The 14,210-nt window shown below is 65.2% G+C and carries 11 protein-coding genes and 1 pseudogene; 8 read left to right on the top strand and 4 right to left on the bottom strand.

The features are described from left to right. Positions 1-40 precede the first annotated feature (40 nt). Complete coding sequence (locus tag IVB31_RS27385; protein WP_247330178.1) at positions 41-1,882, bottom strand: ATP-binding protein; 1,842 nt, start codon at positions 1,880-1,882, stop codon at positions 41-43. Between the two features lie 138 nt (positions 1,883-2,020). Then, positions 2,021-2,653 carry a cupin domain-containing protein gene (locus tag IVB31_RS27380; protein ID WP_247330176.1) on the bottom strand — a complete coding sequence of 211 codons (633 nt, stop codon included), beginning with the start codon at positions 2,651-2,653 and terminating at the stop codon, positions 2,021-2,023. A 218-nt stretch (positions 2,654-2,871) separates the two neighbouring features. On the opposite strand from IVB31_RS27380, the gene IVB31_RS27375 reads away from it, so the two are divergent. The 7 genes from IVB31_RS27375 (at position 2,872) to IVB31_RS27345 (ending at position 11,845) form a co-directional block, all read left to right on the top strand. Beyond that, positions 2,872-4,563 carry a peptide ABC transporter substrate-binding protein gene (locus IVB31_RS27375; RefSeq protein WP_247330174.1) on the top strand — a complete coding sequence of 564 codons (1,692 nt, stop codon included), beginning with the start codon at positions 2,872-2,874 and terminating at the stop codon, positions 4,561-4,563. Between the two features lie 27 nt (positions 4,564-4,590). Then, complete coding sequence (locus tag IVB31_RS27370; RefSeq protein WP_247330172.1) at positions 4,591-5,541, top strand: ABC transporter permease; 951 nt, start codon at positions 4,591-4,593, stop codon at positions 5,539-5,541. A 4-nt stretch (positions 5,542-5,545) separates the two neighbouring features. Then, positions 5,546-6,421 (top strand): ABC transporter permease, encoded by an 876-nt coding sequence (locus IVB31_RS27365; RefSeq protein WP_247330170.1) that lies wholly within the window; start codon positions 5,546-5,548, stop codon positions 6,419-6,421. Positions 6,422-6,485: 64 nt separating this feature from the next. Further along, positions 6,486-7,814: an FAD-binding oxidoreductase gene (locus IVB31_RS27360; RefSeq protein ID WP_247330168.1), complete on the top strand. Its 1,329-nt coding sequence runs from the start codon at positions 6,486-6,488 to the stop codon at positions 7,812-7,814. Positions 7,815-7,831: 17 nt separating this feature from the next. Further along, positions 7,832-8,758 carry a glyoxylate/hydroxypyruvate reductase A gene (locus tag IVB31_RS27355; protein WP_247330166.1) on the top strand — a complete coding sequence of 309 codons (927 nt, stop codon included), beginning with the start codon at positions 7,832-7,834 and terminating at the stop codon, positions 8,756-8,758. Positions 8,759-8,767: 9 nt separating this feature from the next. Continuing rightward, complete coding sequence (locus IVB31_RS27350; RefSeq protein ID WP_247330164.1) at positions 8,768-10,636, top strand: ABC transporter ATP-binding protein; 1,869 nt, start codon at positions 8,768-8,770, stop codon at positions 10,634-10,636. A gap of 285 nt (positions 10,637-10,921) precedes the next feature. After that, entirely contained in the window at positions 10,922-11,845 is a 924-nt protein-coding gene (locus tag IVB31_RS27345; protein WP_247330162.1) for an AraC family transcriptional regulator, read from the top strand. 49 nt (positions 11,846-11,894) lie between these two features. Here the strand turns inward: IVB31_RS27345 and IVB31_RS27340 are convergent. Next, positions 11,895-11,999: pseudogene (locus IVB31_RS27340) on the bottom strand (hydroxymethylglutaryl-CoA lyase); the annotation flags it as partial. A 3-nt stretch (positions 12,000-12,002) separates the two neighbouring features. Continuing rightward, positions 12,003-13,226, bottom strand: coding sequence for a polyhydroxyalkanoate depolymerase (gene phaZ / locus IVB31_RS27335; protein WP_247330159.1), 1,224 nt, complete (start codon positions 13,224-13,226; stop codon positions 12,003-12,005). 189 nt (positions 13,227-13,415) lie between these two features. On the opposite strand from phaZ, the gene IVB31_RS27330 reads away from it, so the two are divergent. Beyond that, the gene (locus IVB31_RS27330; RefSeq protein ID WP_247330156.1) at positions 13,416-14,072 is read left to right on the top strand and encodes a glutathione S-transferase family protein; all 657 of its coding nucleotides are present in this window, start codon (positions 13,416-13,418) and stop codon (positions 14,070-14,072) included. The last annotated feature ends 138 nt before the right edge of the window (positions 14,073-14,210 follow it).

Raw genomic sequence — 14,210 nt, 5'->3', positions numbered from 1 at the left:
TTGCGCAGCCAGGCGGCGGAGTCCATCCGCCAGACTCTCGCTAGCGCCCCTCGCGCTCGGCGGCCTGCCTGCGCAGAAAGCCTTCGACATCGGCCTGCACCGAATACGGTGTCGGGATCGCATCGCCCGCGGCGTCCACGGCGGTGTCGAGGCTGCGGCGCAGCATCCGCGCCAGCTCGGCCTTGCGGTAGGGTTTTGTCAGAAGCGGCGCGCCCATGGTGGCGCGGCCCTGCGCATGCAGCGAATCGTAGGCATAGCCTGACGTGAACAGGACCCGCAGCGAGGGCCGCGCCGCCACCATCTGCTCGGCGAGCTCGCGTCCGTTGATGCCGCCCGCCATCACGATGTCGGTGAAGAGCAGATCGAACGGCGTGCCCTCGGCAGCGATGGCGAGCGCCTCGGTCGCATTGGCGGCCGGGATGACTTTGTAACCGAGGCTTTCGAGCTGGACCGTGACATATTGGCGGACATCGCGGTCGTCCTCGACGCAAAGGATGGTTTCCGTTCCGCCAACTACCTTGCGTTCGTCAAAGCCGGCCGGGCGAAGCGTGCTCGCCGCCGCCTTCGGCAGGTAGATCGTGAAAATCGTGCCGCGTCCTTCTTCCGAAGCGACCTTGATCCCGCCGCCGGACTGCTTGACGAAACCGAACACCATGCTGAGCCCGAGCCCGGTGCCCTTGCCGACGTCCTTGGTCGAGAAGAAGGGATCGAAGATCCGCTCGACAAGGGCCCGTGGAATGCCGGTGCCGTCGTCGGCGATCTCGATCTCGACATAGTCGCCGGCATAGCCGGCGGCGACCGCGACCGCCTCCCGCACGCCGAACACGACGTTGCGCGTCGTCAACGTCAGCCTGCCGCCATCCGGCATCGCGTCGCGGGCGTTGATCGCGAGGTTGAGCAGCGCCGAGCTCAATTGGCCGCGATCGACGAAAGCGAGCCAGACGTTGCCGTCGAGCCTGGTCACGATCTCGATCTTCTTGTCGAAGGTCGCCAGCAGCAGCTTTGCGAGCTCTTCAAGCAGTTCATTGACGTCGATCTCGGCCGGCTGCAGCGCCTGCTTGCGGGCAAAGGACAACAGGCTCGACGTCAGCGCGGCACCGCGGTCGGCGGCGTCGCTGATCAGCTTGGTGATGGTCGAAAGCGGCGGATTGTCCTTCACGGCATCGGAGAGGATCTCGATCGTGCCCGTGATCACGGTGAGCATGTTGTTGAATTCGTGCGCGATGCCGCCGGTGAGCTGGCCGACCGCCTCCATCTTCTGGGCCTGGATCAACAGCTCCTCGGCGGCGCGCTTCTGGGTGACGTCCTTGACGAAATTGTTGATGAGGGTGCGCCCGCCGAGCTGGAGCGCCGTGCTGGAGGCCTCGATCAGGATCTCGTCGCCGTTCCGGTGCAGCAGGGTCGCTTCGAACCGGATGCCGATCGGCGTATCCGACAGTTCCGGCAAAAGCCGCATCATGCGTTGCCTGAAGCCGTCGCGCAGCGGCTCGGCGATGAGGAGGTTGACGACGTCGGTGCCGAGCGCCTCCTTGCGCGTCCATCCGGTCAGGGCCTCGGCCTGAAGGCTCCATTCCAGCACGATGCCGTTCTGGTCGGTCTGAATGAAGGCGTCGAGCGCGGTCTTGATGACGGCTTGCGTCATCTGTGCGCTGGCCCGCGCCTGCTCGGTCAGTAGCGCGGCGGCGCGTTTTGCCTGCGCCGTTTCGATCGCGCGCGCGCACAGGCGTGCGAGCAGGACCGCAATGGCGCCGCTTGCGAGCAGGGCGACGATCTGGGCAATGCCGAACCCGGCTCCGGTCGCGGCATAGGAGACGAGGAGAGCCGCCGCGGTCACGATGACCTGCGCGACCATCGCGAGTGTCAGAAGCCCCCTGAGTTTCATGGTCTCACACCAACGCGTCAGTCGCGGACCCCCATGTCCGCCCTGTCAATGTCCGGCTCCACGTGAGCTGATGTGAGCTACAGATTCCGCGCGGCGGCGTCGAGGGGCAATTTGCGGTGGTGCCGGGTAGGCGGCGCTTCAACCTGCCGGCGAATCGGTCTGGCGCAGCGTCGTCACCCAGATCACGCGCGCCGTCTGCTGGGTCGGGTTGTCGAACATGTGCGGCACGATGCTCGGAAAGCGAAAGCTGTCGCCGGCCTCGAGCAGATGGGCCTGGTTATCGAGCCACAGCCGCAGGCTGCCCGACAGGATGTAGCCCGCCTTCTCGCCGGTGTGCTGCAGGAAGTCGGTGCCGGACGAGGCGCCGGGATTGAGCGTGAGCTCGTAGAGCTCGAGCTGGCCTTTGTCTTCCGGGGTCAGGGCTTCCTTGACGACACCGCTGGCGGTGAGCCGCAGCAGGCGCCGGCTGTTCTTGCGCACGATGTAGCGCTGCACGTCGGCGGGATCGCTGGTCTCGAAAAAATAGGAGATGGGAACGTCGAGCGCGATGCTGAGCAGCCGCAGCGTGCGGATCGACGGCATCGCGCGTGCACGTTCGAGCTGGCTGATCATGCCGTTGGAGAGGCCGGTCTTGTTGGCGACGTCCTGGATCGAGAGGCCAGCGCGCTGGCGGAGCAGCCGCACGGTCTCGCCGAGGCGCTGGTCGACCGCATCGTCAGCCTCGATCGCCGGGGCGTCCTTCGAACCGTTCGTCTCGCCGCGACCATCCATGTCGCTCTCCCATGCATCATCTCAGCCCCTGACCACGATGAGTCCGGGCTTCAGTCGGAGTGAAAAGGTCGCGCATCCTAGCAATGTGATTGACAGCTGTATTTAGTCGTGATGAAATTTTGATAGAAAAATTTAGAAGCACTAAAGCCCACTCCTGTCCCTTTGCCGGGGTCTCGGGGCGCGGGAGACGGTGCCGCGTGCGACAACGGAGAGTGGTCATGGCGGACGACACCGGCAAGTTCGGCGTTGGGGCACTGCATCGCGGCATTCCGAATCGCCGTCAATTCTTCCAGCTCGGCGCGGGCGCCGCGGCGGGATGGTCGTTTTCGGGCAACGCCTTCGCCCAGACCGAACGTCCCTCCAATCCGCCGGACAAGCCGCGCGGCCAGGTGGTCGCGGCGCTGTCGCAGGAGCCGACCGTCTTTCATCCCCTGATGCCCGGCATCGAGGTCGACCAGGGCATCTGGTGGCAGGTGTTCTCGCCGCTCTGGTTCATCGATCCCGACGGCAAGTTCGTTCCTGACCTCGCGAGCGAAGTCCCGACCATCGAGAATGGCGGGCTGTCGGCCGACGGCCTGACCTGGAAGATCAAGCTGCGCAGCGACGTGAAATGGCACGACGGCACGCCATTCACGGCGGAGGACGTGAAGTTCTCGCTCGACCTGATCAACAATCCCGATTTCCGCGCCCGCAGCCGCGTCGGCCACAGCCTCGTCAAGGACATCAAGGTCGTCGCGCCCGACGAGATCCATTGGCGGATGGAAGCTGCCTATTCGCCCTATATGTCGATCCTGGGGGCGCTGACCTTCATCGTGCCCAAGCACATCCTGGAGAAGGTGTCGGATCCGAATGCCTCGCCGTTCCACAACGCGCCGGTCGGGACCGGACCGTTCCGCTGGGGCGAGCGCGTGCCGGGCGACCACATCCTCCTGAATGCCCATACCGGCTACCACGGCAAGGGGCCTTACCTCGAACGCGTGGTCTTCAAATACATCCCGGATCTCACCGTTCTCTACACGCAGTTCCGCACCGGCCAGGTCGATTACACCGGCCTGCAAGGCATTTTGCCGAACTTCGTGCAGGAGGCGAAGACGCTGAAGGGGCGCAAGATCTTCGTCTCCTCGACGTCCTCGGTCGAGCACATCGCGCCCAATCTGGACTTCGGCCCTTTCACCGACCGCACGGTGCGCGAAGCGCTTTATCTCGCCATCAACAAGCAGGCGATCATCGATGCGCTGAACTACGGTCTGCCGCTGCCGACAGAAAGCTTCGTGCCGCAGCAGGCCTGGTCATTCCAGCAGGGGCTGCCGCAGCACAAATACGATCCCGCAAAAGCCAACGCGCTGCTCGATGCGGCGGGATGGGTTCGCGGCTCCGGCGGCGTGCGCGAGAAGGGCGGCGTCAAGCTCGAATTCACCAACTCGACGACGTCAGGCAACGCGGTGCGCGAGCAGACCCAGCAGCTCCTGATCCAGGACTGGCGTGCGATCGGTGCTGCCATGCGCGTGAACAACATGCCGGCGGCCGTGATCTGGGGCGATTTTTGGCAGCAGTCGAAGTTCAACTCGGTGATCGTGGGCGTGAACTTCATGCTCGGCAGCGATCCCGACGTCACGCCGCGCTTCGGCTCGGGCGCCATTCCCGCCAAGGGCGGCCGCGGCTACAACACCTACCAGTATCAGAGCCCGGATGCCGATCGTCTGCTTGCCGAAGGTGCAAAACAGTTCGATCTCAGCCAGCGCAAGACCACCTATGGCGATCTGCAAAAGCTGATCCGCAACGACCTCGCCATCCTGCCGCTGTTCCAGGGTTTCATCGCCGAAGGCGTCAAGGAAGGGCTGCAGGGTTTCCGCCCCAACATCAACATGTCGATCAATTGCTGGAACGTCCGCGAATGGTACTGGGCCTGATGTGCCTCGCCCGCGAGATCATCTGAGATGGCCCGTTACGTCGCCAATCGCCTGGCGCAGGCGATCATGTTGCTCGTGATCGTCTCCGCGATCGGCTTCGCCATCCTGCATCTGGCACCGGGCGGTCCGCTGTCGCAATTCGCGGCCTCCGCCCAGATGACGCAGGAGGACCTCGATCGCGTCACCAGGCAGCTTGGCCTCGATCGTTCGCTGCCGATCCAGTACCTCGACTGGTTCGGCCGCATGCTTAAAGGCGATTGGGGCAAGTCTTATCGCGACGGCGAGGCGGTGCTGAAGGTGATTTCCTCGCATCTCGGCGCGACCTTGGAGCTGATGGCAACGGCGACCATCATCGCCGTGCTGCTCGGGTGCTGGATCGGCGTGTTAGGGGCATTGCGCCGCTATTCGCTGTTCGACACGCTCGCCACCGTCGGCGCCATGATCGCGCTGTCGATCCCGACCTTCTGGTTCGGCCTCGTCACTATCTACGTGTTCTCGGTGAAGCTCGGCTGGCTGCCGGCCGGCAATCGCGAGACCGTCGGCGACGGCTCCTTCCTCGACCTGCTGCATCATCTGATCGCGCCGGCGCTGGTGCTTGCGCTGGTCGAGACCGCGATGTGGGGCCGCTTCATGCGCTCCTCCATGCTCGAAGTCATCAACCAGGACTACATCCGCACCGCGCGCGCCAAGGGCCTGCCGGAATGGCGTATCCTCACCGTGCACTGCCTCCGCAACGCGCTGCTGCCGATGATCACGGTCGCCGGCCTCCAGTTTCCGACGCTGCTCGGCGGTGCGCTGGTCGCCGAGACCGTGTTCACGTGGCCGGGTATGGGCCGGCTGTTCCTCGATTCCATCGGTTATCGCGACTATCCCGTGGTGATGGGCATCCTGATGTTTTCGGCGATCATGGTGCTGATCGGCTCGCTGCTTGCCGACATCCTCTATGCCGTCGTCGATCCGCGCATCCGGGTGGGCTAGGCGCATGACGGATGCCACTTTCTCCACCGTTCAGCCCGCGCCCGGCCAGGCCGCCTGGCGGCGCTTCCGCCGGCACCGCCTGGCGCTCGCCGGCGCCGCGACCATCCTGATCCTCGTCCTCGGCTCGGTGCTCGGTCCTTACCTCCTGCCGTTCGACGACACCTATATCGACATCATGAAGCGGTTTGCGCCGCCGTTGTCCGGGGCGCACATCCTCGGCACCGACGAGCTCGGCCGCGACGTGATGGCGCGGCTGATGATGGGCGCGCGCGTCTCGCTCTCGATCGGCATCGTCGCCATGGTGATGGCGATGGCCGTCGGCATCGTCGTCGGCGCTTTCGCCGGCTTCTATGGCGGCGTCGTCGGTGCGGTCCTGATGCGGCTCGTCGATGCCGTGCTGTGCTTTCCGACGATCTTTCTGCTGATCGCGTTGGCGGCGCTCACCGAGCCCGGCCTCGTCACCACCACCGTGCTGATCGCGGCGACCGCCTGGATGTGGGTGGCCCGCGTCGTCGAGGCCCAGGTGCGTTCGCTGCGTGAGCGCGAGTTTGCGGTCGCGGCCCTCGCCTTCGGCTCGTCGAACCTGCGGATCATGTTCCGCGAGCTCGTGCCCAACGCCATCGCGCCGATCGTGGTGGCAGCGACCCTGAACGTCGCCAAGGCGATCCTGCTGGAATCCTATCTCAGCTATCTCGGCTACGGCATCCAGCCGCCGGCCGCGAGCCTGGGCAACATGCTCAACAACGCTCAGATCTATCTCACAAGCGCGCCCTGGCTCGCGATTGCGCCGGGCGTCGCCATCACGCTCGCGGTGACGAGCTTCAACTTCCTCGGCGACGGCTTGCGCGACGCGCTCGATCCGCGAATGAACATCCCATGAAACGTCCCATGACGAGCAAGACCTCGATCGAACTGATGACCAGGCTGAAGTACAGGAGTGCCCCATGTCCCCGCCGCTCACCCGTATAAGCAGCGACGAATGCCTGCCGGCGCAGGTGGACGTCGTCGTCATCGGCGGCGGCGTCATCGGCGTGTCCGCGGCCTATCATCTGGCGAAGAAAGGCCTCTCCGTCGCCCTGGTCGAGAAGGGCCATGTCGGCGGCGAGCAGTCGAGCCGCAATTGGGGCTGGTGCCGCCAGCAGGGCCGCGCGCGTGAGGAGATTCCGCTGGCCCGCGAGGCGCTGCGGCTCTGGGAGGACATGCAGAACGACGCGGGTGTGGACGCCGGCTTCCGCCGCACCGGCGTGCTGTTCCTGACCAAGAGCAAGGACGAGCTCGCCAGCTGGGAGCGCTGGGCTGCGATGGCGCGGGAGATGCAGGTCCACTCGACCGTGCTGACGTCGGCCGAGGTCGCCGAGCGCCTGCCCGGCAATTCCGAGACATGGGTCGGCGGCCTGCACACGCCGAGCGACGGACGCGCCGAGCCGTCGATGGCCGTGCCCGCGCTCGCCACCGCCGCGCGAAAACATGGCGTCACCATTCACCAAGGCTGCGCCGCGCGCGGGCTCGAAACGCAGGGCGGGCGCGTCAGCGCCGTCGTCACCGAGAAGGGGACCATTCGCACGCAATCGGTGCTGCTGTCCGGCGGCGCGTGGTCGTCGCTGTTCTGTCGGCGCCACGGCATCGAGCTGCCGATCGGCCTCGTCAACGCCACCGCATGCCGGACCACGCCGGGGCCGGAGATCACCTCCGGCGCGCTCGGCACCGATTTCTACTGCATCCGCCGCCGCCTCGACGGCGGCTTTACGCTGGCGCTGCGCAACCGCGGTACGGTCGAGCTGTCGCCCGATCTGTTCCGCTATGCGCTTACGTTCTGGCCGATCTATCTGCACCGCCGCAACGGACTGAAACTGTCGTTCGGCAAGTCCTTCTTCGATCAGATGATGCGCGGCACCAACTGGGGCCTGGACAAGCCGTCGCCGTTCGAGACCGAGCGCGTGCGCGATCCTGCGCCTGACATGTCGTTGGTCAATGCGGCGCTCGCCGCGCTGATCAAGTCCAATCCTGAATTGAAGGACATCGAGATCGCGGAGGCCTGGGGCGGCACGATCGACTGCACGCCGGATACCATTCCGGTGATCTCGCCGGTCGACGCCTTGCCGGGCTTTTTCCTCGCCACCGGCTTCTCCGGCCATGGCTTCGGAATCGGTCCTGCGGCAGGTAAGCTCGCTGCCGACCTCGTGACCGGCGCGACGCCGCTGGTCGATCCCGCGGCTTACAGCCATAAGCGCATGATCGACGGCCGCCGGCTCGCGCCGGTCAGCCCGTTTTAGCAGCGGCGGTCGGCGAGATGACCTTCCTCTACAAGGCCAATCTGGTTCGCGGCGCCGAATGGGCGCGTCTTTTTGCGGAGCGCGCGCCTGAGCTGCCGTTCCGGCTCTGGCCCGACATCGGCGATCCCGCGCAGGTGCGCTATCTGGTGGCGTGGACGCCGCCGGACGACATTGCGACGACGTTCCCCAATCTCGAGCTGGCCTTCTCGGTCGGCGCCGGCGTCGACCAGTTCGACATCACAAAACTTCCGCCGCATGTGCCGCTGATCCGCATGCTGGAGCCTGGAATCACCGAGCGCATGGTCGAATATGCCTGCATGTCCGTGCTCGCGCTGCATCGCGATCTCGTGCAGTTCATCGCCCAGCAGCGGGAGCAGGTCTGGCGCGAGCTCCCCGCCACCTATACTGCAGAGCGGCGTGTCGGGGTCATGGGGCTCGGCCTGCTCGGGCAGGCCCTGCTCGAGCGACTCAAATCATTCGGCTTTCCGCTGCTCGGCTGGAATCGTTCGCCGCGCAGCATCGCGGGCGTCACCTGCTATGCGGGCGAGGATGCACTGCCGGATTTTCTGGGGCAGACCGACATTCTCGTCTGCCTGCTGCCGCTGACATCGGAGACGCGCGGTATCCTCGATGCGAAGCTGTTTGCACGTCTGCCGCGCGGCGCGCGATTGCTCAATGTCGGGCGGGGCGGGCATCTGGTCGAGGCCGATCTGATCGCGGCGCTCGACAGCGGCACGCTGTCGGCTGCCGTGCTCGACGTCGCCGAGCCCGAGCCGGTGCCTGCGGGCCATCCGTTCTGGAGCCATCCGCGGATTCTTCTGACGCCGCACATTGCCAGCACGACCAAGCCGGAGACGGCGGTCGACTACGTGCTCGATACCATCGCACGCCACCGCCGCAGCGAGGATTTGCCGGGGCGTGTCGACCGTGACCGTGGCTATTAGGGCGTTCGCATGACCATCAGCGCAAGCGTACCCAACCAAGTCGTTGCCGAGGCGCATGCCCCCGTCCTGTCGGTCGCGGGCCTGACCACGTCCTTCATGCGCGAGCGGCAATGGATTCCCGTCGTCCGCAACGTGTCGTTCGACGTCGCCCCCAAAGAAACCGTCGCGATCGTGGGCGAGTCCGGATCGGGCAAGAGCGTCACCGCGCTCTCCATCATGCGGCTCATTCCGAAGGCGAGCGGCCGCATCGAGGGCCGCGTTACCTTGGCGGGCCGGGATCTGCTGACGCTGCCCGAGCCGAGCATGACCGATATCCGTGGCAACGATGTCGCCATGATTTTCCAGGAGCCGATGACGAGCCTCAATCCGGTGCTGACCATCGGCTTCCAGATCGCGGAAGCGCTGATCCAGCATCGCGGCCTGTCGCGCGCGGCGGCGGAGGCGGAAACCGTCCGCTTGCTCGACCGCGTGCGGATCCCTGCGGCGAAATCACGCTTCCACGAGCACCCGCATCGCTTCTCCGGCGGCATGCGCCAGCGCGTGATGATCGCGATGGCGCTGGCCTGCAAGCCGAAGCTTTTGATCGCGGACGAGCCGACCACCGCGCTCGACGTCACCATTCAGGCCCAGATCCTGGAGCTTCTGAAGGAGCTGCAGCAGGAGGAGGGGATGTCGATCCTCTTCATCACCCACGACATGGGTGTGGTCGCCGAGATCGCGGATCGCACCGTGGTGATGTATGGCGGGCAGGCGGTGGAGACCGACGCGACCGCGCGCATCTTCGCGGCACCCTCGCATCCCTATACAAGGGCACTGCTCGCGGCCGTGCCACGCCTCGGCTCGATGGACGGGCGGACGCGGCCGATGCGTTTTCCGATCGTCGACAAGGTGATGGGGACCTCGGACGAGCCGGCGGAAACGCCCGATACGGTCTCGATCGCCGAGCGACCGCTGCTCGAAGTCGCCAACCTCACCACGCGCTTTCCAATCCGCTCGGGCCTGTTCGGCAAGGTCTCGGGCCGGGTGCATGCCGTCGAGAACGTCTCCTTCACCTTGCGCGCCGGCGAGACACTGGCGCTGGTCGGCGAGTCCGGTTGCGGCAAGTCGACCACCGGCCGCTCCATTCTCAAGCTGACGGAGCCGGACAGCGGCACCGTTCTGATCGACGGTCAGGATGTGCTGGCGATGAATGCCCGCACCTTGCGCAGCTTCCGCAAGCAGATGCAGATCGTGTTTCAGGATCCGTTCGCGAGCCTTAATCCGCGCATGTCGGTGGGGACGGCGATTGCAGCGCCTCTGCTGGCCAACGGGTTCGCCACGGCGTCGCAGGCGCGGGAGAAGGTCGCCGATTTGCTCGTGCGCGTGGGTCTCACCGCCGACATGGCCGCGCGTTTTCCGCACGAATTCTCCGGCGGCCAGCGCCAGCGCATCTGCATTGCCCGCGCGCTCGCGCTCGGACCGAAGCTGATCGTCGCGGACGAGGCGGTTTCCGCGCTCGACGTCTCGGTCAAGGCGCAGGTCGTCAACCTGATGCTCGACCTTCAGGCCAGCATGGGCCTCGCGTACCTCTTCATTTCCCATGACATAGCGGTGGTCGAGCGCATGAGCCACCGCGTCGCGGTGATGTATCTCGGCGAGATCGTCGAGATCGGCCCGCGCGCGGCATTGTTCGGCAATCCGCAGCATCCCTATACGAAGAAGCTGATGGCGGCCGTGCCGGTGCCCGATCCAGCGCGCCGCGGCACCAGGCGCGAGGCCTCGAACGACGAGATCAGAAGCCCGGTTCGCGCGCCCGACTACCAGCCGCCGATTCGGCAATATCGCGAAGTGTCTCCGGGCCACGTCGTCCAGGTCTGGGGCGAGGAATGGTCCGCCTGACGCGCAGGCGGCGAGCGCACCTTCGATCGCGAACCGTTTCGAGAACGCACGATGAAATCGCGCAGTGACCTGCAGAGCAGGTCAACGGCGTTGTGCTTGGCGATGCCGGGCCTGTGACATCACGCTGAAATCACAATGAAATCATCGCGTCGCGATCCGCTCCGGGGCCCCGCCACGACAGCTTCGTGTTAGGCGGTGTCGCTGGACCGCCGACCGGCGATCTCCGATAATGCGCGGACCTCGGAAGGCCGGCGAAGACGTGCCTTTACGGATGGGTTTATCGACATGACACAAGCAGGCGTCTACGGACAGAAGCTCGGGCAGGGCTTTCACTTGAAGCAGGCACCGGTCCTGGTCACGCGTTCGCTGCACAGCGCCAAGCTCGCGGTCACCGAAGTCCGCAACGACGATCCGACGCCGGATCTTTCCGGCTCCTTGCCTGCGGAGGATGCCTATCTCGTCAGCCTGAAATTCCGCGACTATCCGGATTGCGAATGCTGGGAGGAGGGCCGCTGTGTCACCAAGACGGATGTTCGCGCAGGCGCGACCTATCTGTACGACCTCAAGCGCGACCCCCGCTATGTGATCGACAAGCCGTTTCACTCGCTGTTCTTCTATTTGCCCCGCTCGGCGCTGCGCGACATCGCCAGGCAGCCCGGCGGGCCGCGCATTGGCGAGCTCAGCTACGAGCCGGGCGTCGGTCATGACGACGGGGTCATTCGACATCTTGGCGCCTCGTTGCGGCAGGGATTGCGGCGGCCCGATGAGACCAACCAGCTTTTCGTCGATCACATGATGCTCGCGCTGACCGCCCACGTCGCCCAGACCTATGGCGGGCTGAAGTCGGCCGCAGAACCGACCCGCGGCGGTCTCGCGCGGTGGCAGGTGAAGCGCGCGTGTGACCGGCTCGATTCCGATCTCACAGGCAAGATCGCGTTGCAGCAGATCGCGACCGAGCTCGGACTTTCGGTCAGCCACTTCTCGCGCGCATTCCGGATCTCCACCGGCCTGCCGCCGCATCAATGGCTGCTCCAACAGCGCGTGAAGGCGGCCAAGCAACTGATGACGGTCCGCGACCTGCCGTTGTCAGAGATTGCCATTTCGGCCGGATTTGCCAATCAGAGCCATTTCACGCGGGTGTTCTCGTCCATGGTCGGCGTCAGTCCGGGCGCGTGGCGCCGCGAAACCGAGGGCGGCCGGGACGAGTGACGCCATCGGCGTGATTCCTCGCGTCCCCTTTCAGTCGGTCAGGTGTGATCCTGAGCGGGGCCGGGTGGAGGTCGCAGGCGCGGCCCGCCTTGGCGACTTGACCCGGCACAGCGTGTCCGACGATCGACGGCAGCTCGCAAGACAATGCAATCAGGTCTCAGGAATTCACGTGCACGAAATCCCGCAACAGCGGATAGATCTCGTTATTCCAGCGCTTGCCGGAAAACACGCCGTAATGGCCGACGCCGGCCTGCATGTGGTGCACCCGGCGATAGGCGCGCACGCCGCTGCAGAGGTCTTGGGCTGCGAGCGTCTGGCCGATCGAGCAGATGTCGTCCTTCTCGCCCTCGACCGTCATCAGCCCCATGCGCCCGACGGCCTTGGTGTCCACGGGACGGCCGCGGTGCATCAGCTTGCCCTGCGGCAGCAGATGTTCCTGGAAGACGTCGCGCACGGTCTCGATGTAGAACTCGGCGGGCAGGTCCATCACGGCGAAATATTCGTCGTAGAAGGTCTTGATGCTGGCCGCCTTCTCCTTCTCGCCCTTGGCGATGTGGTTGGCGAGGTCCATGTGCTGCTTGATGTGGCGCTCGAGATTCATCGAGACGAAGGCGGTGAGCTGCACGAAGCCGGGATAGACTTTGCGCAACGCGCCGCGGCACTGCATCGGCACGTAGTTGATCAGATTGCTCTCGAACCAGTCGATAGGCCTGCTCTTGGCGAACTCGTTGACCCTGGTCGGCTGAATCCGCGTGTCGATCGGGCCCGCCATCAGCGTCAGCGTCGCCGGCCGCGAGGGATGGTTGCCCTCGCACATGATCGCGGCGGCCGCGAGCGCCGAGACCGACGGCTGGCAGATCGCTACCATATGCGGGCGCGGGCCCAATTGGCCTAGGAAGTCGATGAGATGCTCGGTGTAGTCGTCGAGCCCGAAGCGGCCCTCGCTGCGCGGAATATCGCGCGGATTGTGCCAGTCGGTGATGTAAACGTCGTGGTCCTGAAGCAGCGTCTTCGCGGTGCCGCGCAGCAGCGTCGCGAAGTGGCCGGACATCGGCGCCACCAGCAACATGCGCGGCTGCTCGCCCACGCCCTCCTTCTTGAAATGCAGCAGCGAGCCGAACGGCGTCGCGTAGGCGACCTCTTCGGTCACCGCAACCTCGCGGTTGCCCACCATGATACTGTCGATGCCGTAGGACGGGCGGCGATACGTAAGGGTGGAGCGAGAAATCAGCTCCAGTGCCGCCGAGAGCCGGCCAACCACCTGATCCGACATGCCCTGCGGCACCAGATTGAGGTATCTGAGCGCGGACGAGGCTCCCGTTCGCCACGGCTCCGTCAGGTCCATATGGTTCTGGAAGGTCTGATACAACATCGACATCATACTGAAGCGCCCACCTGTCCCGTGCTGCTATGCAATATCGAAGCCAAACGTGAGTCAATCGCCCTGAAAATTGGCACGTTGCTTGCTGTTGAAGCGGGTGAGTGAACAGGTGAATACTGGAAGCACAGGTCGCGGGCACCCTCGTCGGACCGGGGCGGGGTGCCAGTACCGGCGTGAGGGAAGGGCCATATGGCAAAGGCGACACTGACCATCAGCAGCAAGAACTATTCGTCCTGGTCGCTGCGTGGCTGGCTGCTGACGAAATTTTCCGGGCTCGATTTCGAGGAGATCGTCACCGCACCGGACGACGCGTCGGCGCGCGCGGAAATCCTGCTGCTGTCTTCGTCGATCCTGGTGCCGTGCCTGCGGCACGATGGCGCCACGGTCTGGGATACGCTCGCCATCGGCGAATATCTCAACGATGCGATGCCCGATGCCGGCTTGTTGCCCGATGATCGCGTCCAGCGCGCCCATTGCCGCTCGATCTGCGGCGAAATCCATTCCGGCTTCACCACGCTGCGCGCCTCGTTGCCGGTGAATCTGAAGGGACATTTCCCCAGCTTCAAGATCTGGTCGCGCGCGCAGGCCGACATCGACCGGGTCTGGGCGATCTGGCACGACTGCCTGGAGAAATCCGGCGGCCCGTTCCTGTTCGGCGAGCGGCGCACCATGGCGGATGCGATGTACGCCCCCGTGGTGACGCGCTTCGTCACCTATGACGTCAAGCTCGATCCGGTTCTGAAGGCCTATGCCGAGACCATCATGGCCATGCCCGAGATGCGGGAATGGATCGCGGCGGCGCGGGAAGAGCCGGCCGAGATCGAGGAGCTCGAGGTCGAATATTAGGCAGGCTTGGGGCCGCCCTGCCTGTTTTGGGGGCGAGGGTCAAACCGCCGCGGCCGGCCTCCAACGCCTTGAAGTCGTTGAAGCCATTAACTTTTGGGGGCCGTCGCCGGCCGGAGCCTGCTACCCTCTACGCAGATC

Origin of the sequence: Bradyrhizobium sp. 21, assembly GCF_023073335.1 — a bacterium.
Classification (GTDB): domain Bacteria; phylum Pseudomonadota; class Alphaproteobacteria; order Rhizobiales; family Xanthobacteraceae; genus Bradyrhizobium.
Note: the sequence above shows the minus strand (reverse complement) of the source record. Positions and strands in the feature narration are given on the sequence as shown.